The sequence below is a fragment of the Deinococcus apachensis DSM 19763 genome, assembly GCF_000381345.1.
GTDB classification, from domain to species: domain Bacteria; phylum Deinococcota; class Deinococci; order Deinococcales; family Deinococcaceae; genus Deinococcus; species Deinococcus apachensis.
In genome coordinates this window covers 1-22,842 of sequence record NZ_KB906407.1, presented here as the reverse complement: position 1 = coordinate 22,842, position 22,842 = coordinate 1, and the positions used below count along the sequence as shown (strand labels likewise).

At 66.0% G+C, this 22,842-nt stretch carries 19 protein-coding genes and 1 rRNA gene; 17 read left to right on the top strand and 3 right to left on the bottom strand.

What is annotated here, in order from left to right; translation table 11 throughout:
• From F784_RS0114150 to F784_RS0114140, 3 genes are all read left to right on the top strand, one after another.
• Complete coding sequence (locus tag F784_RS0114150) at positions 1-4,725, top strand: DUF11 domain-containing protein (protein WP_019587385.1); 4,725 nt, start codon at positions 1-3, stop codon at positions 4,723-4,725.
• Positions 4,722-8,636 carry a beta strand repeat-containing protein gene (locus tag F784_RS0114145; protein ID WP_157465268.1) on the top strand — a complete coding sequence of 1,305 codons (3,915 nt, stop codon included), beginning with the start codon at positions 4,722-4,724 and terminating at the stop codon, positions 8,634-8,636. Before F784_RS0114150 ends, F784_RS0114145 begins: the two co-directional genes overlap by 4 nt.
• A 96-nt stretch (positions 8,637-8,732) precedes the next feature.
• Positions 8,733-9,647: a DMT family transporter gene (locus F784_RS0114140; RefSeq protein ID WP_019587383.1), complete on the top strand. Its 915-nt coding sequence runs from the start codon at positions 8,733-8,735 to the stop codon at positions 9,645-9,647.
• Between the two features lie 8 nt (positions 9,648-9,655).
• Here the strand turns inward: F784_RS0114140 and F784_RS0114135 are convergent, their stop codons facing one another.
• Positions 9,656-10,135 (bottom strand): hypothetical protein, encoded by a 480-nt coding sequence (locus F784_RS0114135; protein WP_019587382.1) that lies wholly within the window; start codon positions 10,133-10,135, stop codon positions 9,656-9,658.
• Positions 10,136-10,247: 112 nt separating this feature from the next.
• Here F784_RS0114135 and F784_RS0114130 point away from each other — a divergent pair, with 112 nt between their 5' ends.
• From F784_RS0114130 to F784_RS0114100, 7 genes are all read left to right on the top strand, one after another.
• Entirely contained in the window at positions 10,248-10,892 is a 645-nt protein-coding gene (locus F784_RS0114130) for a response regulator transcription factor (protein WP_019587381.1), read from the top strand.
• A 7-nt stretch (positions 10,893-10,899) separates the two neighbouring features.
• Positions 10,900-11,166: a hypothetical protein gene (locus tag F784_RS0114125; protein ID WP_245557874.1), complete on the top strand. Its 267-nt coding sequence runs from the start codon at positions 10,900-10,902 to the stop codon at positions 11,164-11,166.
• The gene (locus F784_RS0114120; RefSeq protein ID WP_051086985.1) at positions 11,163-12,008 is read left to right on the top strand and encodes a serine hydrolase; all 846 of its coding nucleotides are present in this window, start codon (positions 11,163-11,165) and stop codon (positions 12,006-12,008) included. The genes F784_RS0114125 and F784_RS0114120 overlap by 4 nt, the downstream gene beginning before the upstream one ends.
• 144 nt (positions 12,009-12,152) lie before the next feature.
• On the top strand, positions 12,153-13,007 hold the full coding sequence (locus F784_RS0114115; protein ID WP_026332481.1) for a c-type cytochrome: 855 nt from the start codon (positions 12,153-12,155) through the stop codon (positions 13,005-13,007).
• 41 nt (positions 13,008-13,048) lie between these two features.
• Positions 13,049-13,714, top strand: a complete 666-nt coding sequence (locus tag F784_RS0114110) for a QcrA and Rieske domain-containing protein (protein WP_019587377.1) — start codon at positions 13,049-13,051, stop codon at positions 13,712-13,714.
• Positions 13,711-15,024, top strand: coding sequence for a cytochrome b (locus F784_RS0114105; protein ID WP_019587376.1), 1,314 nt, complete (start codon positions 13,711-13,713; stop codon positions 15,022-15,024). The genes F784_RS0114110 and F784_RS0114105 overlap by 4 nt, the downstream gene beginning before the upstream one ends.
• 65 nt (positions 15,025-15,089) lie before the next feature.
• Positions 15,090-15,287, top strand: a complete 198-nt coding sequence (locus F784_RS0114100; RefSeq protein ID WP_019587375.1) for a hypothetical protein — start codon at positions 15,090-15,092, stop codon at positions 15,285-15,287.
• A gap of 216 nt (positions 15,288-15,503) precedes the next feature.
• Here the strand turns inward: F784_RS0114100 and F784_RS0114095 are convergent, their stop codons facing one another.
• Positions 15,504-15,752: a hypothetical protein gene (locus tag F784_RS0114095; RefSeq protein ID WP_019587374.1), complete on the bottom strand. Its 249-nt coding sequence runs from the start codon at positions 15,750-15,752 to the stop codon at positions 15,504-15,506.
• Between the two features lie 137 nt (positions 15,753-15,889).
• Here F784_RS0114095 and F784_RS0114090 point away from each other — a divergent pair, with 137 nt between their 5' ends.
• From F784_RS0114090 to F784_RS0114065, 6 genes are all read left to right on the top strand, one after another.
• Positions 15,890-16,312: a HesB/IscA family protein gene (locus tag F784_RS0114090; RefSeq protein ID WP_019587373.1), complete on the top strand. Its 423-nt coding sequence runs from the start codon at positions 15,890-15,892 to the stop codon at positions 16,310-16,312.
• A 239-nt stretch (positions 16,313-16,551) separates the two neighbouring features.
• A complete protein-coding gene (locus F784_RS0114085; protein WP_019587372.1) occupies positions 16,552-18,312 on the top strand; it encodes a peptide ABC transporter substrate-binding protein in 1,761 nt (586 codons plus the stop codon).
• Positions 18,313-18,428: 116 nt separating this feature from the next.
• Positions 18,429-19,424: an ABC transporter permease gene (locus F784_RS0114080; protein WP_019587371.1), complete on the top strand. Its 996-nt coding sequence runs from the start codon at positions 18,429-18,431 to the stop codon at positions 19,422-19,424.
• 10 nt (positions 19,425-19,434) lie between these two features.
• On the top strand, positions 19,435-20,370 hold the full coding sequence (locus F784_RS0114075) for an ABC transporter permease (RefSeq protein ID WP_019587370.1): 936 nt from the start codon (positions 19,435-19,437) through the stop codon (positions 20,368-20,370).
• 81 nt (positions 20,371-20,451) lie between these two features.
• Entirely contained in the window at positions 20,452-20,955 is a 504-nt protein-coding gene (ruvC, locus tag F784_RS0114070; RefSeq protein WP_019587369.1) for a crossover junction endodeoxyribonuclease RuvC, read from the top strand.
• Positions 20,956-20,961: 6 nt separating this feature from the next.
• Positions 20,962-21,612 (top strand): PrsW family intramembrane metalloprotease, encoded by a 651-nt coding sequence (locus F784_RS0114065; RefSeq protein ID WP_019587368.1) that lies wholly within the window; start codon positions 20,962-20,964, stop codon positions 21,610-21,612.
• 241 nt (positions 21,613-21,853) lie between these two features.
• Here the strand turns inward: F784_RS0114065 and moaD are convergent, their stop codons facing one another.
• Complete coding sequence (gene moaD, locus F784_RS0114060) at positions 21,854-22,528, bottom strand: molybdopterin converting factor subunit 1 (RefSeq protein WP_019587367.1); 675 nt, start codon at positions 22,526-22,528, stop codon at positions 21,854-21,856.
• Positions 22,529-22,708: 180 nt separating this feature from the next.
• Here moaD and F784_RS0114055 point away from each other — a divergent pair.
• Positions 22,709-22,842, top strand: a 23S ribosomal RNA gene (locus F784_RS0114055); the annotation flags it as partial.

Here is a 22,842-nt window from a genome sequence, read left to right as displayed (position 1 = left end):
GTGAACGCAGGTCTGAAATACGCCATCGCCACCCTGACCGCCCTGATCGTCTCGGGTCCCGCCTCGGCGCAGGCTGTCAGCACCAGCCTGCCCCTCACCACCGTGGGGGACCGGCTGCTGTGGTCGGTGGGCGACCAGGACCTGACCCTCGACGTGGCCGTGGGGGGGCAGGTGCGCCTTGACCTGTACTCCCCCCGCCTCGACCCCGCCGACTACCGCGCCGCCACGTCCTACGGCGACGAGGGGTACGGCGGGGCGGGGGAGGAGGTCGTCACCACCTTCGTCCTGCGCCGCGCCGACGGGCAGGAGCTGCTGCGGCGTGCCTTCCCGCCCGGCCCCCACGCCTGGGAGACCTTGCTCAATCAGGAGCTGCCCGCCGGGCAGTACCGCCTGGAGGCGGTCACGCAGGGGAATGGCAAGAACACCTTCGCCCTGCGGCTCAGCGGCGTGAGCGCCGCCGTGAGCACCGCGCGGCCCACCGTCAACGTCCGATCGCGCGACTGGGTGCCCGCCCTGACCGTGACCTCCGCGGGACCCGGCGACACGCTGCGGCTGTACGACGGTGACGGTCCCGGGGAGATGGAGGCCCGGCTGCGCGACGGGCAGGGGAGGGTCACGCCCCTGCCCGTAAGTGCGGCCCTCGCCTGGGCCGACCTGCCGCTGCCCGGGGCCGGGACGTACACGGTCGAGCTGCGCCAGCCGGAGGCGGCGCGGCAGTACAGCAATGCGGTGAGCTTCGCCCTGACCCGCCAGGGCGTCCCCGAGCCCATCACGATCAGCCGGGTGGACCAGACCGGCCTGCTGCGGGTGGCCGCCGAGCTCGTGCTGCCGGGCGGCGTGAGCCCCACCCGCGTGGACCTGACCATAGGCGGGACGGGCTTGCAGGTGGACGGCCGCGCTGAGGCGCGTCTTCCGGCGGGGGAGTACCCCGTGAAGGCTGCCCAGGTCGCGGGGGCGCAGGTCAGCGTGGACCGTCCCAGCGTCCGCGTGCCCCTGGGCGGCAGCGGGGACGTGCTGGTGCAGGTGCGCCCCCAGGTCGCGCTCGCGCTGACAAGTGACAAGACCGAGGTGTGCGAGGGCGACACCGTCACCTTGACCGCCCGCGCGAGCACGGGCTACGCGGGCGACCTGCCGCTTGACCTGGGCGTGGACGCGCCCGAGCTGAAGTTGGACGGCGAAGGCCGCCTCCAGGGCACCCTCAGCGCTGCCCGGCCCGGCGAACTGCGGGTGACGGGGACGGTCACCCGACCCGGCCCGCTCGCCGTCACCGCGCGTCTCGCTCCCTGGGGCCAGACCCAGGCCCTGAGCCTGGTTGTGCGGCCCGACGCGACAACCCTCCAGCTCGCCCGGCTGCCCCTGGCGGACGCGCGGGTGGGCGATGAGGTGGAGGTCCGGCTGCGGGTGACGAACACGGGGAGCCAGCCCACTCCCTACACGCTGCTCGACACGCTGGGGGCGGGCCTGACCGCGCTGAGTTCGCCGAGCTTCACCGGCACGCTGGCGGGCGGCGAAACCCGCGAGCTGAGTTACCGCGCCCGGGTGGACGCCCCCGGCACCGCTGACCTGGAGGCCCGACTGGAGACGCCGGGGTGCCCCCGCCCGCAGACCGCGCGGGGCAACTTGCAGGCCGCCGCCCCGGTGCCGACCGTCCAGACACTCCCTGTCCCCGAGCAGCCCGCACGGGCGAGCACCGTCCTGCTCCCCTTCGACGCACCTGTCCAAGCCCGCGAACTGGTGATCGCGCATGCCGTACCCGTCGCGGCGACCTATGTGCCCGGGAGTGGGCGGCTGGATGACCGGCCCCTCCCCGACCCCCTGCGTGGGCCGAGCGGGACCCTGTACTGGGTCCTCCCCGGGCAGACGCGCGGGGTGTTGACCTACGACCTCGCGCACACTTCCCCGCTCGGGGAGCTGGCCCGGCCATCGCTGCTCGTTCGCCTCGCGGGGGACCGCAGCGAGACGCTGATGGGCCGGATCGACGAGGCCGACTTGAAGGCCGCTCAGCCCCTTGCCGCCGAGACCGCCGAGGAGAACCCGGGCCCGATCAAGCTGCCCCTGGCGGGGAGCGTGATCCGGCTGCGTGACCGCATCAACGTGGTCATCGAGGTGCCCCAGGGGGAGCGCCCGGCTCTGACGGTGAACGGCACCCCCGTGGGCGAGGACCGCCTGGGCACCGAGGTCCAGGACAGCGTGCGCGGGGTTCAGCGCCTCACCTACGTGGGCGTGCCGCTGAAACCCGGCCCGAACGTGCTGCGCGCGGGGGCGGAGGAGGTGCGCGTCACGCTCGCGGGCGGCACCGCCCGGGTGGAGGTCACCCCCGAAGCCCTGGTCGCTGACGGCAGCACGCCGCTGCGTCTGAAGATCCGCACGCTCGACGCCTTCGGAACGCCCTCCGGGCAGTCCAGCCTGACGGTGCGCTCCAGCTTGGAGCCGCGCACGCCCGACGTCGTCCCCGGCGAGGCGGGCTATCAGGTCCGCTTGGAGAACGGCGAGGGCGTCCTCGAACTCCAGCCACAGAGCGCGCCGGGTGCCCTGCGCCTCGACGTTCTCCAGGGCGACGAGGTCCAGACCTGGCGCTACGAGGTCACCCCGGATCGCGGCCGCGTGGGGGTCGGCATACTGAGCGCGACCCTGGGTCTGGACGGCCACTTGGACGCAGGAGACCTGAGCTGGCGGGCGCGCGGCTACGTCGAGACGCCCGTCGGCGAGGGCAAGTTGTATGCCGCCGCCGACAGGGACGGCCTGCCCGGAACGGACAACCCCAATGTCCGCGCCCCGGTCTACGGTGACGCGAGCACTGAGGAGACGCCCCTTCAGGGCATCGACCCCGTCGCTGCCGTCTACGACCACCCGGCCTTCCGGGCCGCCTACCGGAGCGCGCCGCTGCCGGTCAGCGTCCTGCCTGTGGGCGAGCAGCTCACGGCCCTGACCGTGACGACGAAGGGCACCCCGGCCGTCTCCGCCTTTGTGGCGGCGGTGCCGGGTGACCGCGTCTCGGGGGTGGAGGTTACGCCCTCCGGCACCCGCATCCTGCGTCTCCCCGACGGCGGCCTCGTGGACAGCAGCGAGACGCTGGAGGTCGTGACCCGCGAGCGTGGCACCGGCAAGGAGTTGGGGCGACGGATCCTGGTGCGTAACGTGGACTACACCGTCGACTACCCCACGGGGATCGTCACGCTGGTGCGGGCGCTCGACCGGGTGGACGAGAACTTCAACGACGTGCGGGTGCTCGCCTCCTACCGCCTGGTGGGGAAGACCGCCGGGCGCAGCCTGGCCTATGGTGCCCAGATTCAACAGCAGGGGGAGACCTACAGTGTCGGCGCGGCGGTCGTCAACCTCGACGGCCGGACGACCTTCGGCGTGCGCGGCACCTTCGACGACGGCACCACCCGCGCGGACACCCGCCTCGCCTCCTCCGGCGGGCTGCAGGCGAGCGCGGACCTCCAGACCCGCGTCGGGAACGGCCCCGCCTCCTTCCGGGTGCGGTACCAGGACGCCAGCTACGCGGGCCTCGCGCCTTTCGCCGTCGGCCTGAGCGTGGGCGGGTCGTACTCCGCGCGGCTGGGGGGGAACCTGAACGCCACCCTCGACGGTGAGTATCACCGCACCCCGACCTCCACGGGCGGCAGCGTGACCGCCCGCGCCGACTCCCGCTTCGGCCCCTTCAGCGTGGGTGGCGGCCTGAAATCGGCCTTCGGGGACACCGCCGGGCTGGGGGCCGTCCTGGGCGCCGGGTACCACCAAAAGCCCCTCGACGTGGACGTGGCCCACACCCAGCCCCTGAGCGGAAACCTTGACCCCGTGACCACCTTCAACGTCCGCTACCGCCTGAACGATCAGGTCACCCTGGGTCTGAAGGACGAGGTCACCTGGGGCAAGAGCCAGACGGCGGTCCTGAGCCTCGACACCACCCTGGGCCGCACGAACTACGCCGTGGGGTACGAACTGCCCACCGCGAGTGGGGCGGGGAACCGGGCCCGTTTTGGGGTTTCCACCTCCCTACCGTTAAATGACCGCACCACTCTGGGGCTGCGCGGCAGCGCCCTCTACGATGTGGGAGCGGGGCAGGCCGAACTGGCGGGCGGCGCCGACCTGAACTACAAGGCCGAGACGTTCAGCGTGGCGGGCGGCGTCGACCTCACCCTCAAGGGGGGGCAGGCCAACGCCGTACTCCGCGGCGGGATCACCGGCAGCGTGACGTCCAACCTCACCCTGACGGCCGACGGCTTGGTCGCATTCGGGATGGGTGGTAACGGCCAGCGCTTGGCCCTGGGGTATGCCTACCGTAACCGCACCCTGAACAGCCTGGGCTATGCCCGCCTCGTGCGCGGAACGCTGGCGGGGAACAATCCCGAGTTGAGCACCGGCCTGAGTGCCGAGTACCGCCAGCCGACTTGGGCTGTGCGCGGCGGGGTGGACACGCGCACGCTGCTGAATGATTCGGGGAGCTTTACCGCTCAGGCCTCTCTCGGCGGGACGGCCTACCTGACCGACCGCTTCGGCGTGGGGGCGTGGGGCCGTCTGCTCACCCAGCCCTCGACGGACACGACGCTGCTTGGTTACGGCCTGGAGGCCAGTGCGCGCGCCCTGCCGGGTACCTGGCTGACCGCCGGGTACAACTTCAAAGGGTTCGAGGGCCTGCCGAGCGCAGGTACGTACACGAAACAAGGCGCTTACCTGCGCCTGGATTTGACTCTAGATGAAACCGTGGGAGGCAGGAAGTGAATACCCAGTCTGTCCAGACTATTCTTCATCGCCTATGGACAGTGTTTGTGCCAGCCATTGTTCTGATGACCCTCGGGGGTGCAGAGGCAGCCCCTATTCTTAACATCGTGCCGATTACCTGGAACGTGGTCGGCATGGACTCGAACAACTACGCAAATTCGGGGCCGAACCAATACCCTGTTGGCGCGCGTGTGTGTAATACTGGTGATCAGGCAGCCACCAACGTGGTTGCCACTTTTTACTTTGACGGTGCGGCCGCAACATCGACTACCGGGAACACCAACTCTAACATCTCCGTTGATGGGGCTAAAACCCTTAAGGTCGCCTCGCTCCCTGCGGGTTCGGGAAGCAACAGCTACGGTACTCAGTACAGCCAGACGACCACGCCCGGCAACTGCACAGATTTTTATTTCTTTGTGAAGATCAACCGTGTAAGTGGCGCCTTCTCGTCCAGGGTGAGCGACACGGCCACTTCCTCCCAGCGGAACACACAGTTGTTCTACATAGAGGCGACGGCGGACAATGTCGTGGGAGCGGTACAGACTCCCCGGCCACGCGAGCTTTATGTGGAGAAACTGCTTTCGCAGTCGCGCAATTCGCTGACTCCATCAAACTCAAAACCCACCCTCGGTCTGAGCGGCCCTACCACCGTTACAGTCGGACAAAGCTATAACTACACCTTAAAGGGCTCCACGGGCAACGGGGGTTACGAACAGCTTAACGTCTTTCCTATCTTCCCCAATGTCATCTTTCAGATTACAAACGTCAGCACCACTTATACCGCCCCCTCTGGTGGAGTGAACAGTACTCTTTATGCTGACGCCTGCGGCTGGCAGAACAACATCAGCGCTTCGACCTATCACAACAACGGAACCTGTGTCGGTCCCGCATATTATGTCAGTGGTGCCGGAAGTGACGTGACGAGTGTGTTTACGGTCAAGATTCTCAGCGCCGGAAGCGCAAGCGTCAAGGCCGTCATCAACGACTTCTCGGGCAGCAGCTACCATTACAACGCTGACTACGATTCCCAGCCGATTCTGGCAATCTCCGCCATCTCGCCGGATCTAACCGTGACCAAGACTCACACGGGCAACTTCTACGTGGGTCAGCCCGCCAGTTTTACCTTTACGGTCAAGTCCAGCGGTGCGGATGCTTTGGGCACCACGACGATCAGGGATACGTTACCCGCCGGGCTGTCACTGCCCAACGGCCCCGTGACGCTGACTGGCACCAACGCCTCCAATTGGCAGTGCTCCTCGGCCAGCAACGTGGTGACTTGTACGAGCACGAACGCCAGCGGAACGGCCTTGGTCACGGCGGGCAGCACCAGCACGTTCAACATCATGGGCATCACCGTGGGTTCAGCCGCCGCGCCGAGCGTCACCAATACGGCCAGCGTCAGCAACCCCAATGAGGATGCCAGCGCCAGCGGCAACAACAGCAGCTCGGACACGGTAACGGTGTTGTACCCGGCTGATCTCGCCATTAACAAGAGCGCGGCGGCGGCCATTGGCTCCGGCGGAGCCCTCAGCTATACCCTTCAGGTTTGGAACAATGGCGCGAGTGGTGCCTCCGGTGCGGTAGTCAGTGATACCCTGCCGGGCGGCCTGACGGGTAGCAGCGTTTCCTGCACAGCCAACGGCACGGCGACCTGCGGAACGCAGAGCATCACCAACGGGGTTATGGGTGCCACAACTGGCACTCTTCCCGTAGCGACGGTAGCGGGTGGCGCACCGACCGCAAATTTCCTGACCTACACGATCAGCGGAACGGCCCCGTCCAGCGGCACACTTTCCAACTCGGCCAGTGTGACCGTCAACTCGTCCACTACCTTCGATTCCGTGGCTTCCAACAACACGAGCGCGACCGTCACCACCCGGGTCGTTGATGCGGTCAATGATGCCGCCAGCCTCTCCTACACTGCTGCGGGCGCAACCGGAATGGTGCCGGTCCTGGCAAACGACACGCTGGGCGGCATTGCCGCCACAACAACAAGCGCGACCCTGACCATCACGAACAACGGGGGGATAACCGGTCTCGCGGTCTCGGGCGGTCAGCTCACCGTACCGCTCAACACGCCCATAGGCAACTACACTGTTACTTACCGGCTGTGTGACATCAGTGTGGCCAGCGCCTGTGACACAACCACTGTTGCTATCTCCATCGTCGCGGGTGTGAGTGCGGGAAGCGCCATCAATTGCGATACAGGCTTCTACCAGATCCGTGTCAACAGCACGACGAACGTGTCCTCTCTCTACCGTATCGTTCGGTACTCGCCTTACACCTCCATGCAGGTGGGAGGTGCGGCGGCCGTCGGTCTCAACAGTATGGGGTACAACCCGAAAGACGGCTTCCTGTACGCCTTTGCGTCAAGTTCCAACACCCTTTACAGGATCGGTCAGAGCGGCGCCCAGCCCCTTGGGACAGTGGCGAACATGCCAGCGAACTGGCAGCCGTCGGCCGGTGCGGTAGATGCCAACGGCGTCTTCTACGTCCTGCCTCAAAGCTCATTTGGCGCCCCCAACACCATGTACCGCATTGACCTCTCCCAAACGCCCTACTCGGCCACGGCCATTACCCTGACCTACAGCGGCGGGGCGAATGTGCCCCAACTCGGTGACTTCGCCTTCAACCCGAGAACGGGCAGCCTGGTCGGCCTGGGGGTGAGCAACGATCAGAACCTGTATACCATTGCATTCTCCACCTCCGCGAACACGGGGACCGTGACCCTCCAGGCGCTCTCCGGGTTCTCGGAAACCGTTTCGTTTGGCTCTGTGTTCTTCGACGCAGTGGGAGAGTTCTACGGCTATAACAACAGCGGCAGTTTCTACCACATCAACATCTTGAAACTGCTTGCCACTAGAATGAGTTCGGCAGACTCAACGGGCTCAAGTGATGGAGCGGCCTGCGCTTATCGCGGGGAGCGTATGGATGTGGTCAAGAGCGTGGCAAACGGTGGACGATTCACCCGCGTGTCACCCACCACCTTTGACGTTTCGTACACAGTCCTTGTGGGGAACACCTCGTCCGCGCCGCTGACCAACATCCAGCTCACTGACAACCTGGCGGCGACCTTTGCCACGGGTAGCCCCACGCTCTCTGTTTCTGCAGCGCCCAGCGTGACGAACGGAGCTTGCGTGGTGAACTCGGCCTTTAATGGAGTGTCGGATACAAGGTTGCTGAGCGGCACGGGTACCCTCGCTGCTGGGGCGAGCTGCACGATCTCCTTCACTGTGCGCGTGGTCTATCCCAGCGGCCCAGTTATCCCCGCTGTCAGCCAGAACAACACGGTCTTCGCCAGCAGCGTGACGACCACCAACGTGCCCACGCAGGAGGTAGGTCTGAATACGGGCTGGACGTACTGGTCCAATGGTGACATAACACCTCCCATCAACGTGATCGCTTCGGACATCTCGAATAATGCCTCGGCGCTCCCGGGTGTAGCAAACGGCGATCCGCAAAACCCCACCCCAATTACCCTGACGTGGGGACCATCCGTGACGGTCACGAAGGCTGTCCGCAATGTGACGATGGGGAGCGCTACCTCCACGACATCGGTGTCCGGTGCGCCGGGGAATGTTCTGGAATACTGCCTCACCTATAAAAACATGGGCGGCACCGCCCAGAACCTGAAGCTAACCGATCCGCTTGCCGCGACGCTTTCGTTCCTGCCGAACGCCTACGCTGTGGGCAGCGGCCTCTCGTGGGCTCAATATGCAGCTGACGGCACCACGCTCCAGGCACCCGTGTACCTCACGAATGCGAGTGATACCGATCAGGGCGCGTTCGGCCCATATACAAACGGCTCGGCGATCACTCAGAGCACAGTGCAGCTCGCCCTCCCGGCGGTGCCCGCTGCCGGAAGCGCGGGCAGCAGCGGCCAACTCTGCTTCCGAACGAGCATCAACTGATCGCTTGTAGCCGCACAGATTGCTCAGCCCGGGTGGACTCCTGTGAAGGAGTCCACCCGGGTACTCGGGGAAGCTCGTCCCCGTACAATTCCCTGCGTGTCCCCTCATACCCGCGGCCTCCTGCTCCTCGTCCTAGTGACTGGCCTGTGGGGCAGCACCTTCGCGGTGGTGAAGGAACTGGGAGAACAGTTGCCCCCCGCCGTGCTCATCGCCTGGCGCTTCCTGATCGCCACGCTGGCCCTGCTGCCCGCGCTGGCCCTGATCCGCAAGGCCAGCGCCGCCCCAGCCAAGCCGGGGCCCCCCATTTGGCGGGACGGCCTGATCCTCGGCGCCTGGCTGATCGCCGGATACGGCACCCAGACGATTGCCCTGCAGACGACCGGGGCGAACCGGGCGGCCTTTTTCACGGCGCTCAGCGTGGTACTCGTGCCGCTGTGGCTCATGCTGGCGCAGCGCCGCCCCCTGCCGCTGCCCCTCTGGCTGGCCCTGCCGCTGGCGGTCGCAGGGCTGGCCTTCCTCTCCTGGGAGGGCGGGGCGCTCGTGGTGGGGGACGCCTGGGCGCTCGCCTGCGCGGTCACGTACGCGGGGTTCATCGTGGCGCTGGAGGGCACCGCCTCCCGGCACGAGGCGCTGCGCTTCACCCTCGCCCAGCTCGCGGCGGTCACCCTGTTCGCCTGGGTGTGGGCAGCATTGTCCTCTCCGGGGCAGCTCTGGCCCCCCGCCCCAGCCTGGGGACCGCTACTGTACCTGGGCGTGGCCGCCACCGCCGTCACTACCCTGCTCCAGACGGTGGGGCAGCGCGCCGTCAGCGCGGCCGAGGCCAGCCTGATCTACACGCTGGAGCCCGTGGCTGCCGCCCTCTTCAGCTTCTCACTCATCGGCGAGCGCATTGGGCTGCGCGGGGCGCTGGGTGGGCTGCTGGTGGTGGGCGCCACGCTCCTGAGCCAGCGGGCCGGGCAGGCGCCGCACCCGGAAACGCCCGCGCCGCAGGTGGAGGGGCACCAGGGGTGAATTGGGGCCTAGCGGGTCTGGTCGGGCACGAGCAGCGTCCGCAGGGCGGGACCGGCCTGCCACACCCGCCGCAGGCCGCCCTTGAGCACCGAGTCGTTGACCGCCGTGTATACCACTGGCGGCAGGCTGGTGGAGGGGTAGACGCCGGTGCGCCCCTGCCCCCCGACCCGCACCTCGATGGGGAAGCCCAGCGTGAGCGTCGCCACGAGCACGCCCCCGAGGGCAAAGCCGCCCAGGGCTCCCGCCCCCCCCGACCAGGGGCCGACCAGGGACTCGCGCACCAGGCGCCGGGTCAGCACGGCCAGCACTGCGCCCAGTAACAGCGCCAGGACGGCGGCGGCGACCGCCCCGCGGGCGAGCAGGCTCGCCAGGAAGCAGGCCGCTACCCCACCCACGCCCCACACCAGCCCGGACAGGCCCCGCCGCGCGCCGAGCGCGGTGACAACGGCCCATACAGTCACGAGCAGGGCATCAAACCAGGTGATCACGGGGGGCAGTCTACCGCCCGGACTCTGACAGAACTCCTGTCGGCCGGACTGGGGAAGGCCCGATGGTGGGGAGGACTGCCGTCTGTGGCCCGTACGCGGCTAGACTGGGCTTATGATTCGCGTCCTCCTCGTCGATGACCACGCCCTGTTCCGCCAGGGCCTGCGGAGCCTGCTGGAGTCCGAGGGCATGCGGGTGATCGGCGAGGCGGCCAACGGGCGCGAGGCGATCCGCTACGCCGCCGAGACCCACCCCGACGTGATCCTGATGGACATCCAGATGCCCGAACTCGACGGCGTCAAGGCCACCCAGAGCATTCTGGAGATCGACCCGAACGCCCGGGTCATCATGATCACCATGTACCGCCAGGACCGCTACGTGTTCGAGGCGGTTAAGGCCGGGGCGCGCGGTTACGTCCTCAAAGACGCCGACGCGGCAACGCTCATTGACGCGATCCAGCGGGTGGCGGCGGGCGAGGCGCTCCTCGACGCCGACATGGCCCAGAACGTCCTGGACGACTTCCGCGACAAGCGCGAGGAACTGCCCAGCGAGAAGCACGCGGACCTCAACGAGCGCGAGACGATGATCCTCAAGCTGCTCGCCCAGGGGTTTTCCAACCAGGACATCGCCCTCAGGCTCGACATCAGCGAGAAGACCGTTCGCAACCGGCTGTCGGAGATTTTCACCAAGCTGCAACTGAACAACCGCACCCAGGCGGCCCTGTACGCGATCCGCGAGGGCATCGCCAATCTGGAATAGGGGAGACGTGGCCCGCCCTTCCGTGTCCAAGTCCCGTTCCCGATCCACCCAGTCGAACGCCGCCTTCCCCGTCACGTTCCGGGCGGGGTGCGCGCGGGAGTGGACCCTGGTCTCCACCGAAGCCGACCTCGCCTACACCGAGCAGGCCTTTCCCGAGTGCCCGGCCTGCCCGCACCGGGTCGAGCCAGAGGGTAACCTGCCCTTCTGCACCCTGCGCCCGGTGGGTTCAGCCCATCCCTTCGCGGCTCTGGCGGCCCTAGACTTGCCCGAGTGAATTCTCCTTTTGATCTAGCGGCCGAACTGCGCGCCCACGGTTACGCGGGAGAGGTGGGCGTCCTCATCACGGACCTCGCGGGTCGGGAGCTGTACGCCCTGAATCCCGAACGGATCTTCCCGGCGGCGAGCACGATCAAGGTGCCCCTGCTGGTGCGGGCACTTCACGAGGCGCAATCGGGCCGCCTCGACCTGCGGGAGCGGGTGACGGTGCGGGAGGAGGACCGGGCGGGTGGCTCGGGCATCCTGCACGAGTTCGGCCCCGGGCTGACCCCCACCTGGGAGGACCTGCTCACGCTGATGATCGTGGTGAGCGACAACACGGCCACCAACCTCGTGATTGACCGGCTGGGGGTGGAGTGCGTCAATGGGTGGCTGGACGGCCTGGGGCTGGGGAGCACGCGACTGGTCGGCAAACTCCAGCTGTCCCACGAGCGGCAGAACGAGGCCCAGCGCCGGGGCGAGCGCAACCGCACAGCGGCATGGGACCAGGTGAACGTGCTGGGAAAGCTCGCGCGGGGGGACCTGCTGGACCCTGTCCACACCGCCTTGGCCCTCTCCATCCTGTCGCGCCAGCAACTCCGGGACATCCTGGGGCGCCACGTTCCCCGAGGCACGGATGGCGAACTCCTCTACCGCGTCGCCAGCAAGAGCGGGGAACTGCTCGGCGTCCATCATGACGTGGGCGTGCTGTTCACCCCCCGTCCGCTCGTGGTCGCCCTGCTCTCCGAGGGGGGGCTCGACCCCCGTGAGCATCCCGAGAACCGGGACGTGACCCTGCTCGCGCGGGTGCTCTGGCCCCTGCTGGCGGCCCTGGGAGCCGTCGTGGCGGGGGACATTTAACCGCTCGGTCAGGCGCATAGTGACGGTGCGGAAGTCCGGGGTTTTTTGCTGTACAGCACGGCCAGGGGCGGCTTTGGGAGCGTGCTATGCTGGGCCGCATCCGGCCGCCCCAGCGGGCACTTCAAGCGCGAGGAGTAAAGGAACGTGGAGAGAAACGACGCTGTCATGCCCTGGGTCGCCATCGTGTGCGCGGCCATTATGTGGATTATCCTGCTGTTCCTGTTCAACAAGGAGACGGCACCCGAGCCCGTCGCGGTGGACCCCGCGGTAAGCGCCAGGATCAGCCAGGAGTGGCCGACCCTGGGCAAGCAGGTGTACACGACCGCCGGGTGTATTGGCTGTCACGGTGCGGAAGGTCAGGGCGGTGCGGGTGCCAGGCTCGCCGGGGACGAGAAGATCGTCAAGGACCCGGTGTATGTCCACACCATCATCACCAAGGGCAAGGGGCAGATGCCCGCCTTCACGCAGCTCAAGGAAGAGGAAGTCTACGCCGTCGCCAACTACGTGCTGCATTCCTTTGGCAACAACATTGAGGAACCCCTGACCCCCGCGCTGGTCGCCGCCGCGCAGACGAAGGTGGACCCGGCGGTCCTGAAAAACCGCTCGCGCTTCGTGCCCGAGGACATCAAGCTGCCGGAGATCTTCCTGGCGACCTTCATCATGGTGCTGCTGACCTACGGCCTGATCGGTCTGTACAGCGTCTGGGCCGAGGGCGTGGAGCTGCACCCCGGCATCCACAAGGTGCGCGCTACTCCGATTGCCACGACCGCGATGGTGGTCACGCTGGGGCTGAGCCTGCTGTTCAGCGTGCTGTTCGTGCGCCAGATGGTCGCCGACTACGCGGCCTGGGCCAACAAGGAGATGCCCAACGTGGCGATGGAGGGCTTCTACGCCGCGATGATCCTGCTGACCCTGGCGGTCGCTGTCGGCCTGTACAAGAAGTTCTTCATGGACGGCGAGGTACTCGTCGAGGACGCGAGCGGCGAGTTCCCCTGGTGACCGCCCCACGCCGACCCAGGAATTCACGGAGGTTTTGAACGATGACCCGCTACAAGAGACAGGACCCCGAAATCACCCGCCGCAAGTTCATCAACGTGGCGATGGGCACGACCGCGGCGGTGGGGGGCGTGAGCCTACTGAGCACGCTCGGCGCCGCCAACCCCATCTTCCGCCTCACCGCCAACAAGATGCCGCCCCAGGCGGGAGACATCCTCGTGCATGCCCAGGAGAGCAAGGAGGGGCAGCCCATCCGCATCGCCGACCTGGGAACGCAGCTCGTGCGTGCCTGGCCGCAGGGCAAGGACGAGAACGGCGAGCCCGTCATCCGCAAGGGTGACCCCAACAACATCCTGGCGCTCTACCGCTTCCCGAAAGGCCAGATCGTGGCGCCGACCAATCTCGACGCCACCATCGACGGCGAGACGGTCGCGTACAGCGATATCTGCACGCACGCGGGCTGCTCGGTCGGGGACAGCGACATCAACGCCGGGGAGATGAAGTGCCCTTGCCACTCCGGGCAGTACGACCCCAAGCGGGGCTGCATCGTGGTTGGTGGGCCGCCTCCGCGTGCGCTGGCCCAGTTGCCGATCAAGCTGGAAGGTGACAATCTGGTGGTGACGGGTTTCTTCCTCACGTACCCGTACCCGTACGCCACCGAAGCCGAGTGGGAGAGCATCAAGAAGGAAGTGGAGGCAGCCCGCACATGAACCAGTGGCTTGATGAACGTCTGCACATTTCACGCCTGAACGACAAGTTCCTGCGGAAGGCCTTTCCGGTTCACCACTCCTTCTTCCTGGGAGAGATCACGCTCTTCAGCCTGATCATCCTGATCCTCACGGGCATCCTGCTTGCGCTCTCCTACGAGCCGAGCAACTCGCTGGTGGTGAACTCCTTCGATCCGGGCAGCGCCGACAAGCCGAACCTGATTCCGGCGGCGTACCACTCGGCGCTGAAGATCAACGCCATGCCCTTCGGGGACATGCTGCGCCGAATTCACCACTGGACGGCGAACATCATGGTCGCCGCGGCGGTGATTCACATGATGCGCGTCTACTTCACGGGCGCCTTCAAGAAGCCGCGTGAGATCAACTGGTGGGTCGGCATGCTGCTGCTGATCTTCACCGCGTTCACCGCTGTGACGGGCTACGCGCTGCCCTACGACAACTACGCCTACAACACCCTCAAGGTGATCTACTCCATCGCGGCCTCGCTCCCCTGGGTGGGCGAGTGGGTCTCGCAGGCGGCGTTCGCGGGCAAGTTCCCCGGTGACGGCCTGATTCCGCGCGTGTACGGCTACCACATCATGCTGCTGCCCGGCATCCTGCTGGCGCTGACGGCCGCGCACATGCTGATCATGATCAAGCAGAAGCATACCCAGCCGCAGTACGCCAAGCGCATCGCCTACAAGAAGATCGTGGGCGTGCCGCTGATGACTCAGCAGACTCCCATCATGCTGGCGCTGACGCTGGTCTTCGCGGGCATCATCGTGCTGTTCAGCGCCTTTATCCCGGTCCACCCGGTCGAGTTCTTCGGGCCGCCCAGCACCACGCCGATCAACAACATCAAGCCCGACTGGTACCTGCTGTGGGTCTTCGGCGTGCTGGCAATCATCCCCAGCTTCGAGATCGAGATTCTCGGCGGCGTGATCAACTCCGAGTTCGTCGGTGCCATCGTGGTGCCCACGCTCGCCATACTTGCCATGTTTGCCGTTCCCATGCTCGACCGCAGCCGCGACAACCTGTACTACGCGGAAAACCCCACCAACTACCCGGTAAGGCTGGGAGCGGGCGTAGCCTTTATGGCGCTGTTGATCGTGTGGTCGGTGGCAGGATACAAGCCCGAACTGATCAGCGCGGGCATCCTCTCCAACACCAATGCCAACGCGGTGCTCTGGATCGCCACGTTCCTGATCCCCGCCCTGAGCTACTTCGCCGTGCAGGCTATCGTGCGCGGCATCCGCTCCCTGCGAGAGTCCGACGCCCGCGACCGCGCCGCCTTCCAGGCTGCCGACGACTGAACCTCACCTCCCGCTCACTGCTCGAAGCCCCGGTCACGCGCCGGGGCTTTTCCTATGCTGTGCCCGTGCAAGACTCCCTCGCGCTGCATCTGGCCCACAAGGCCCGGAACCTGGCTCTCGACGCTTTGAACGTGGAGAATGCCGACCCTGAAACCCTGCGGGACTTCGCGCGGACGGCCCTCCTGGAACTCGCTGCGCTCGGCCTGGTCTGCGGCGAGGAGGAGCTCGGCTGCTGGGCAGCGCCGCGCGTGCCGGGTCACTAGCCCTGCTGCAAAAGCCCCGGAAGGCCGAAGACCAGTCACGAGGGCTTTTGCCTTTGGCCTTGTATCCTCTGCATCCCCTCATCGCCCACTTTCGCCGAGGTTCATTGAGAGTTCGCCTGAGGGACGAGAAGCTCACGGGGAAAAGGCGCGTCCCCGGCCTGCTCGACCTGGGGTCAAGGTGCCGGGGACGATAGGTTGTTCGGAGAGCGGGTGGCCTCAGGCCTGGACGCGCCCGGGGCGGGAGGAGGGGCTAACCACCTCTCCCTGCTTGGCGCCCGCCGCGTAGCCCACCTGGGCACCGAACTGCCACGCGAGCTTGATCATGAACTGAATGGCTTCCTCGTCGCGCGTCTGGACAAGCATGTGCAGGTGTTCGGGGAGGCCTTCCGGGAGCGGCATGGCCCCAAGCTGCTCGCCATACTCCGCGCGGAGCTGCTCGAACCACTCGGCGTAGGGATTCGTCATGGCCCAATCCTAACATGACAGCACTCAAGGAATGTAAGCTTGAGTAACCACGCCCGGCCCCCAGTGTGAGCGTCTGGCGAGATGAACTTTGCTGGCGTGGCACTTTTTTCTTTCTCCAATGGTGTTACGCTTCACGCATGACGGCGACCCTCACCCCCGAGACCAGCGGCGGCGCCCCCGCCCACGACATCAGCATCAGCGAATTCGGCGCGCAAAAGGCCCTCGCCATCCTCACCCAGAGCGGGAAGGAAAATGCGGGCGTGCGCGTGTTCATCAAGAGTGGCGGGTGCAGCGGCTATCAGTACGGCATGGCGATCGACGACCGTGAACTGGAGGGCGACACCATCGTCTTCGACCGCGGCGTGAAGCTGCTGGTGGACCGCATGAGCCTGCCCCTGCTGCGCGGCAGTGAGGTGGACTTCGTCGAGAACATGATGGGCGGCGGCTTCACCGTGCATAACCCCAACGCCACCAGCTCTTGCGGCTGCGGCCACTCCTTCCGGACCGACGGTGGTCAGTCCCCGGATGGGCAGGGCAGCAGCGGTTGCGGCAGCCACTGAGCTTCCTCCCGCCTTCATCCCCTGGTGAGCCCACTGGGGGATTTTTCATTCCTCACCTTGCCGGAGGCTCCGTCCTCGTAGGCTCGCGCCGCCCAACTGCCAGAGATTAAGTCAATTCAGAAAAGCATGCGCATCTGATGCTTCAAACGTGAGATTTTGTATAGACGGTCTGGTTCCGACCTTTATACTGCGCTCACTGTTTAACCTAGGCCAAATGGCCCATCTGCACCGGAGGACTCATGAAGAAGATTCTGTCCCTGTCGGCATTCCTTCTCGGTACGGCCCTGGCAGGCCCGGCTAACAACAGCCTCGTGGTGGGCACCTCGCAGGAGCCGCCGAACGTCCTTGACTACTGGGCGACGAACAACCTCGCCATCAGCACCGAGGTCAACAACTACATGGCCGCGGCGCTCATCGGCATCGATAACGAGGGAGACCTCTACCCCGAGATCGCCGCGACGGTTCCCACGCTGGCAAATGGTGGCTACAAAGTGGTGAAGAACGCGGCGGGCGACGTGGTCCGCAACAGCGTGACCTACACCATCCGTCCGGACGCCAAGTGGAGTGACGGCCGGGCCATCACCCCCGCCGACTTCCAGTTCTGGCTGAAGGTGCAGAACGACGAGCGGGTGCCGGTGCCTGACCGCGATCCCTGGGAGAATGCCAAGATCACGGTGGCGGACAAGGACACCTTTACCATCACCTACGACCCGCCCTACCTGTTCGCCGATCAGGTCAGCCCTTCTGCGGCCCCCGCTCATATCATGAACGCGGCCTGGAACGCCTTCGACGCGGCCACCAAGAACCAGAAGGACGCCAAGGCCGTCAACGAGCAGTGGACGAAGTTCATCGGGCAGTTCACCACCTCGCGCAACCTGCCCAAGGTCGTCAGCGGTCCCTTCCGCCCCACGAGCTGGCGCCCCGGCAACAGCCTCTCGATGACCCGCAACCCCAACTACTGGCGCAAGCCCCAGGGCGGCGAGGACAAGTACGTCCAGACGGTCACGTACCGCTTCATCCCCAACACGAACACCCTGAAGGTGAACGTGCTGTCCGGGCAGATTGACGCGGTCAGCTCTGTCGGCCTGACCTTCGACCAGGCGCTCGACCTCCAGCGCAGTGCCCGCAACAAGTTCAACGTGTACTTCGTCCCCGGCGCGGTGTGGGAACACATCGACGTGAACACCCGCAGCCCCAAGGCTAAGGACCTCGACCTCGACGATCCCCGCATGCGCCAGGCGCTGCTGCTGAGCATCGACCGCGACGCGCTGGTCAAGGCGCTCTTCCAGGGCAGGCAGCCGGTGTCGAACAACTTCGTCAACCCGCTGAGCAGGGTCTACAACGAGAATGTCCGCGACTACAACCTGAACGTCGCGCAGGCCAAGCAGCTCTTCACGCAGCTCGGCTGGAAGCCCGGCAGCGACGGCATCCTGGAAAAGGGCGGCAAGAAGCTGATCCTGAGCTTCGGCACGACTGCTGGAAACACCACCCGCGAGCGCGTGCAGCAGATCCTGCAAAACCAGTGGAAGCAGGTCGGCGTGCAGGTCAACATCCAGAACTACCCGGCCAGCGTGTTCTTCGGCCCCGACTTCCTGAGCAAGGGCCAGGAGGGCAAGTGGGACCTGGCGATGTATGCCTGGACCGCCAACCCCATCTTCGAGCAGGGTGACCTGTTCAAGGCTGACGGTATTCCCACCGCCGCCAACGGCTACTCGGGCCAGAACTACTCGGGCTGGAACAACGCCGAGTACAACAGGCTGCATAAGCAGGCGCTGACCGAGTTCAACCTGGCCGACCGCATCAAGCTGATGGACCGGATGCAGACGCTTTGGAGCAATGAGGTCCCCTCGCTCCCGCTGTACTTCCGCGCCAACCCCTACACCAAGGTGCCCGGCCTGGTGAACTACACCTTCAGCGCCTACAGCCTGTACCCGAGCTGGGATGCCTACCGCATCGGCTGGGCCAGCCGCGGCGCGGTCGAGGTCAACAAGCAGAAGTAAGGGGCGTGGCTGCGGAGCAAGAGACGCTCGCTCCGCCGACCAGCCCAGTGGGGGGAAGCCGAAACGCTTCCTCCCACCTTGTTTTGCTCCCCGCCGCTTTTGAGAGGATTTCAGGTATGGCGACCTACGCTTTTCGGCGCGTCTTGCAGATGATCCCGCTGCTGCTGGTGATCAGCCTCGTGATCTACCTGCTGACCTCCTTGCAGCCCGGTGACCCGGTAGACCAGCTCACCTTCGGCAACCCCCGCATCACCCCGGAGGACATCGCCCGGCTCAAGGCCGCCTACGGCCTGGACCAGCCCTGGTGGACCCGTTACCTGTTCTGGTTGAGGCAGGCGTTGCAGGGTGATCTGGGCTTCTCGCGGGACTTCAACATTCCGGCCGTGCAGTTCATCTTCCAGCAGCGGATGCCCAACACGCTGCTGCTCACGGTGCCCGCGCTGATCCTCAGCACCCTCATCGCCGTGCCGCTGGGTATCTACTCGGCGATCCGGCAATACTCGCTGCCCGACTACGTGCTGACCTTCCTCTCCTTCGTGGCCTTCAGTGCGCCGGTGTTCTGGGTGGGGGCGATGGCGCTGTACTTCTTTGCGATCTTCCTGCCCAACGCGACGGGCGGCGTGATCTCCCTGCCTCCCGGCGGGCTCGGCGGCGACGTGCCCCCCGAGGCAGGCTGGTGGGCAGTCGCGCTCGACAAGCTGCGGTACCTGGCCCTGCCGCTCATGATCCTGATGCTGCGCGAGGTGGCGGTGACGACCCGCTTCATGCGCGCCTCCATGCTGGAAGTGATGACTCAGGACTTCATCCGCACGGCCCGCGCCAAAGGTCTGCCCTCTCGACGGGTGCTGTACAAGCACGCCCTGCGGAATGCGCTCGTGCCGATCCTGACCATCATGGGCCTCTCGATTCCCGGCTTGTTCGGCGGGGCCGTGATCACCGAGACCGTGTTCTCCTGGCCCGGCATGGGCAAGGCCATCCTCGATGCCCTGGTCAGCAAGGACTTCAACGTCGTGATGGTCTCGCTGATGCTGCTGTCTGTCCTAACGGTCGTGTTCCAGCTCGTCACCGACCTCGCCTATGCGGTCGTCGATCCCCGCATCCGCTACTCCTGAGGTCCCTGCCATGACTACGACTGCCACGCCGACTGCGGCCAGCCCCGTCAAGAGCCGCTCGACCCTCCAGATCGCCCTGCGGCGCCTCCGTAGGCACAAGGCCGCGATGATCAGCCTAGCCGTGATCATCCTGCTCATCCTGATAGCGATTTTTGCCTCCCTGCTGGCGCCCTACGACCCCAACACGCAGGACCTGGCGGGCATCTACGCGCCGCCCAACGCCCAGCACCTGCTGGGGCAGGACGACCTGGGCCGCGACCTGCTCTCCCGCATCATCTACGGCAGCCGCGTCAGCCTGATGGTGGGCTTCTCGGTCGCCATCATCAGCATCCTGATCGGCACCCTGATGGGCCTGCTCGCCGGGTTTTTTGGCGGGCGGACCGACACGGCGATCAGCCGCTTTATCGAGTTCATGCTGAGCCTGCCGACCCTGCCCCTGCTGCTCGTGATCAGCGGCCTGTTCATCAGCACGGACGCCCCCTTCATCGCCAACCTGCGTGACAGCCTGGGGGCGACCGCCAGCGTTTTCATCATCATCACGATCTTCTCCGTGTTCGGCTGGATGGGCACTGCCCGCCTGGTGCGCGGCGAGGTGCTGCGAATGAAGAACCTGGAGTACGTGGACGCCGCCCGCGCGCTGGGGGCCAGCAACAACCGCATCATGTGGCGGCATCTGGTGCCCAACCTGTTCGCCATCATCATCGTGCAGGCTACGCTGGACGTCGGCAGCGCGATCCTCAGTGAGGCGGCGCTGTCCTTTCTGGGCTTCGGCATCCAGCCGCCCGTCTCCACCTGGGGCAACATGCTCAGCAATGCCCAGGAGGTCGTGCTCCAGTACCCCTGGATTCCGCTGTACCCCGGCCTGGCGATCCTGATCACCGTGCTGGCCTTCAACTTCCTGGGGGACGGGCTGCGCGACGCCTTCGACCCCAAGAGCCGGTTGTAAAAACACAGAGGACGCGGGGCAGCGGGCCGGGGGAAAGGCTTTCTGCCCCGCGTCTTTGTGTTTGTGCCTTATCCTGCGGTCATGATCGTACTCGGCGTGGACCCCGGCCTGGCGAACCTCGGCCTGGGCCTGATCGAGGGGGATGCCCGCAAGGCCCGTCACCTGCACCATGTCTGCCTGGTTACCGAGAGTGCCTGGGTGATGCCGCGCCGCCTCCAGTACATTCACTCGGAGGTGGCGCGGCTACTCGCGGAGTATCAGCCGGAGGCCGTGGCCATCGAGGACCAGATTCTGCGGAGGCAGGCGGACGTGGCCTTCAAGGTCGGGCAGGCCTTCGGGGTGGTGCAACTGGCCTGTGCCCAAGCGGGCGTACCGATTCACGCCTATGGCCCGATGCAGGTCAAGCGCGCGCTGGTCGGCACGGGCCGGGCGGACAAGGAGCAGGTGATCTACATGGTCAAGGCCAGCCTGGGGCTGCGCGAGGTCTTTAACAACCACGCCGCCGACGCCCTCGCCCTCGCCCTGACCCACCTGGCGCAGCAGCCCATGCAGGCCGCCCTCGCGGGCCGACTCGCCCGCGCCTGAGCCCCCGTGCCGCTGGCCCTCTCCCTGATCGCGTCGGTGCTGCTGACGTTTGGGTGGCTCTGGTTCTTCGTGCGCCGAGACCGTCATCCCGAACCGCCTTGGCTGCTCGCCCGCACCTTTGGCTGGGGCATGGTTGCCTGGGCGGTCTCGGCGGCCTTTGAGGGCAGTTTCGAGCGCCTGAGCTTTCCCCTGCTGGTCATGCTGCTGTCCGCCGTGGTCGAGGAAAGCAGCAAACTCCTGGCGGCCAGTACCGCTGCCACCGAGCACGCCTTCGACGAGCCGATGGACGGCCTGGTCTACGCCGTGACCGCCGCGCTGGGCTTCGCGCTGCTGGAGAACGTGACATACACGCTGGGCTTCGGCGCGCACGCGGCGACCTGGCACGCACTGCTGACCACCCTGGCCCACGCCCTGTTCAGTGCTCCCCAGGGCTACGCGCTGGGAGGACGGCATCTGCGCGGGGGGCGGTGGTGGCGCTCCCGGGCCCTGCTGCTCAGCATCGCCCTGCACTTTGCCTTCAACGGGCTGCTGACGGGGGGGGCGAGCTGGCCTCACCTGCTTGTCCTGGTGCTGGTCGTGGGCCTGATGGCCCTGCTGGCGAGCCGTTACTACCGCCACTTCGAGGCCTATGCTCGGGAGAACTCCCAGCCGTCCTGATATCTGGAAGGGCTGGGAGCTGGGCCAGCTCGTTTGCGCCTACCGCTTCTGGGAGAAAAATTCACCCACGCCTGAGCAAGGCGAAGCATCCCGGGCGCAAGGTGTGGACCCTTCTCGTTGCTCGGGGTGAAAACACTTCTTTGGTCCAGTCGATTTAGGTGCTCAGGGGTGCAGAAGGTCAAAGGCAGAAGGCACTTGTGCTTGGCCTTCTGCTTTCTGCCTTCGCTGGAAGCTCAATGCTCTAAAGCGTAGGGTTCCCCGTCTGCCCCTCGACCCAGTGCTGTCCGTCCTCGTCGGCCTCGTGCTTCCAGATAGGCAGATGTACCTTGAGGTGTTCGATCAGAAAGTCGCATGCCTCGAGCGCAGCGCGGCGGTGAGGGCTCGCCACCCCGATCAGGATGCTCGCCTCACCGGGCAGGAGGCGGCCAATCCGGTGCTGCACGACCACCCGCAGGGTGCCGTATCGGGCACGGGCCCGCGCCGCCGCATCTCGCATCACCTTTCCGGCCATCGGCGCGTACCCCTCGTACTCGATGTACTCGACCTGTTTGCCCTTGTTCGGCGAGCGCACGGTACCCACGAAATAGGCTTGGGCACCGTGTTCGGGACGGACCAGGAAAGCGTCTGCCTCGGCTAACAGAAGAGGAGTGCCCACCACCTCGCAGCGCACGTCTTCGTCCGCACCACCAGCAACTGGAGGCAGGAAAGCTACTTCATCGCCCGGTTCAAGCACATGGTCGGGCGTGGCATACGCCTCGTTGACAGCCACCATACAGCCACGCAGGTTCAGGCCGTAGGTCTGCTCGACCTCAGCCGCCAACTCCCGCACCGTCGCGCCTTCGGGCGTCTCCAGTGTTGCCGTCTCCAGACCGGATTCGCGCCTCAGCCGGGCAAAAAACACCACATTGACCCGCATTGGCCGAGCGTAGCACGGGCGCCGGGCCATCTCAGACCTGAGACGTCGAATAGGGGGTTGACAGCCTGGCGAGTGGCCTGTATCTTTTCTGAGCCTCGGTTGAGGCGAGCAGCATGACAAGCGAAGGACGTGCGAGAAACGCGTAACAATACCCTCCTGTAGAGGAGGGGTTGAAGGAAGGGTCAAGATAGCAAGGGTCCACGGTGGATGCCCAGGCACTGGAGCCGAAGAAGGACGCGCTTACCTGCGAAAAGCCCCGACGAGCCGGAGAGCGGCATTGACTCGGGGGTGTCCGAATGGGGAAACCCACCTCG

Bases quoted from the DNA above. Each gene is read 5' to 3' on its own strand.
- F784_RS0114110 (WP_019587377.1), top strand. From the start codon at position 13,049: ATGACCCGCTACAAGAGACAGGACCCCGAAATCACCCGCCGCAAGTTC.
- F784_RS0114080 (WP_019587371.1), top strand. From the start codon at position 18,429: ATGGCGACCTACGCTTTTCGGCGCGTCTTGCAGATGATCCCGCTGCTG.
- F784_RS0114075 (WP_019587370.1), top strand. From the start codon at position 19,435: ATGACTACGACTGCCACGCCGACTGCGGCCAGCCCCGTCAAGAGCCGC.
- moaD (WP_019587367.1), bottom strand. From the start codon at position 22,528: ATGCGGGTCAATGTGGTGTTTTTTGCCCGGCTGAGGCGCGAATCCGGT.
- ruvC (WP_019587369.1), top strand. From the start codon at position 20,452: ATGATCGTACTCGGCGTGGACCCCGGCCTGGCGAACCTCGGCCTGGGC.
- F784_RS0114130 (WP_019587381.1), top strand. From the start codon at position 10,248: ATGATTCGCGTCCTCCTCGTCGATGACCACGCCCTGTTCCGCCAGGGC.
- F784_RS0114090 (WP_019587373.1), top strand. From the start codon at position 15,890: ATGACGGCGACCCTCACCCCCGAGACCAGCGGCGGCGCCCCCGCCCAC.
- F784_RS0114105 (WP_019587376.1), top strand. From the start codon at position 13,711: ATGAACCAGTGGCTTGATGAACGTCTGCACATTTCACGCCTGAACGAC.
- F784_RS0114085 (WP_019587372.1), top strand. From the start codon at position 16,552: ATGAAGAAGATTCTGTCCCTGTCGGCATTCCTTCTCGGTACGGCCCTG.
- F784_RS0114095 (WP_019587374.1), bottom strand. From the start codon at position 15,752: ATGACGAATCCCTACGCCGAGTGGTTCGAGCAGCTCCGCGCGGAGTAT.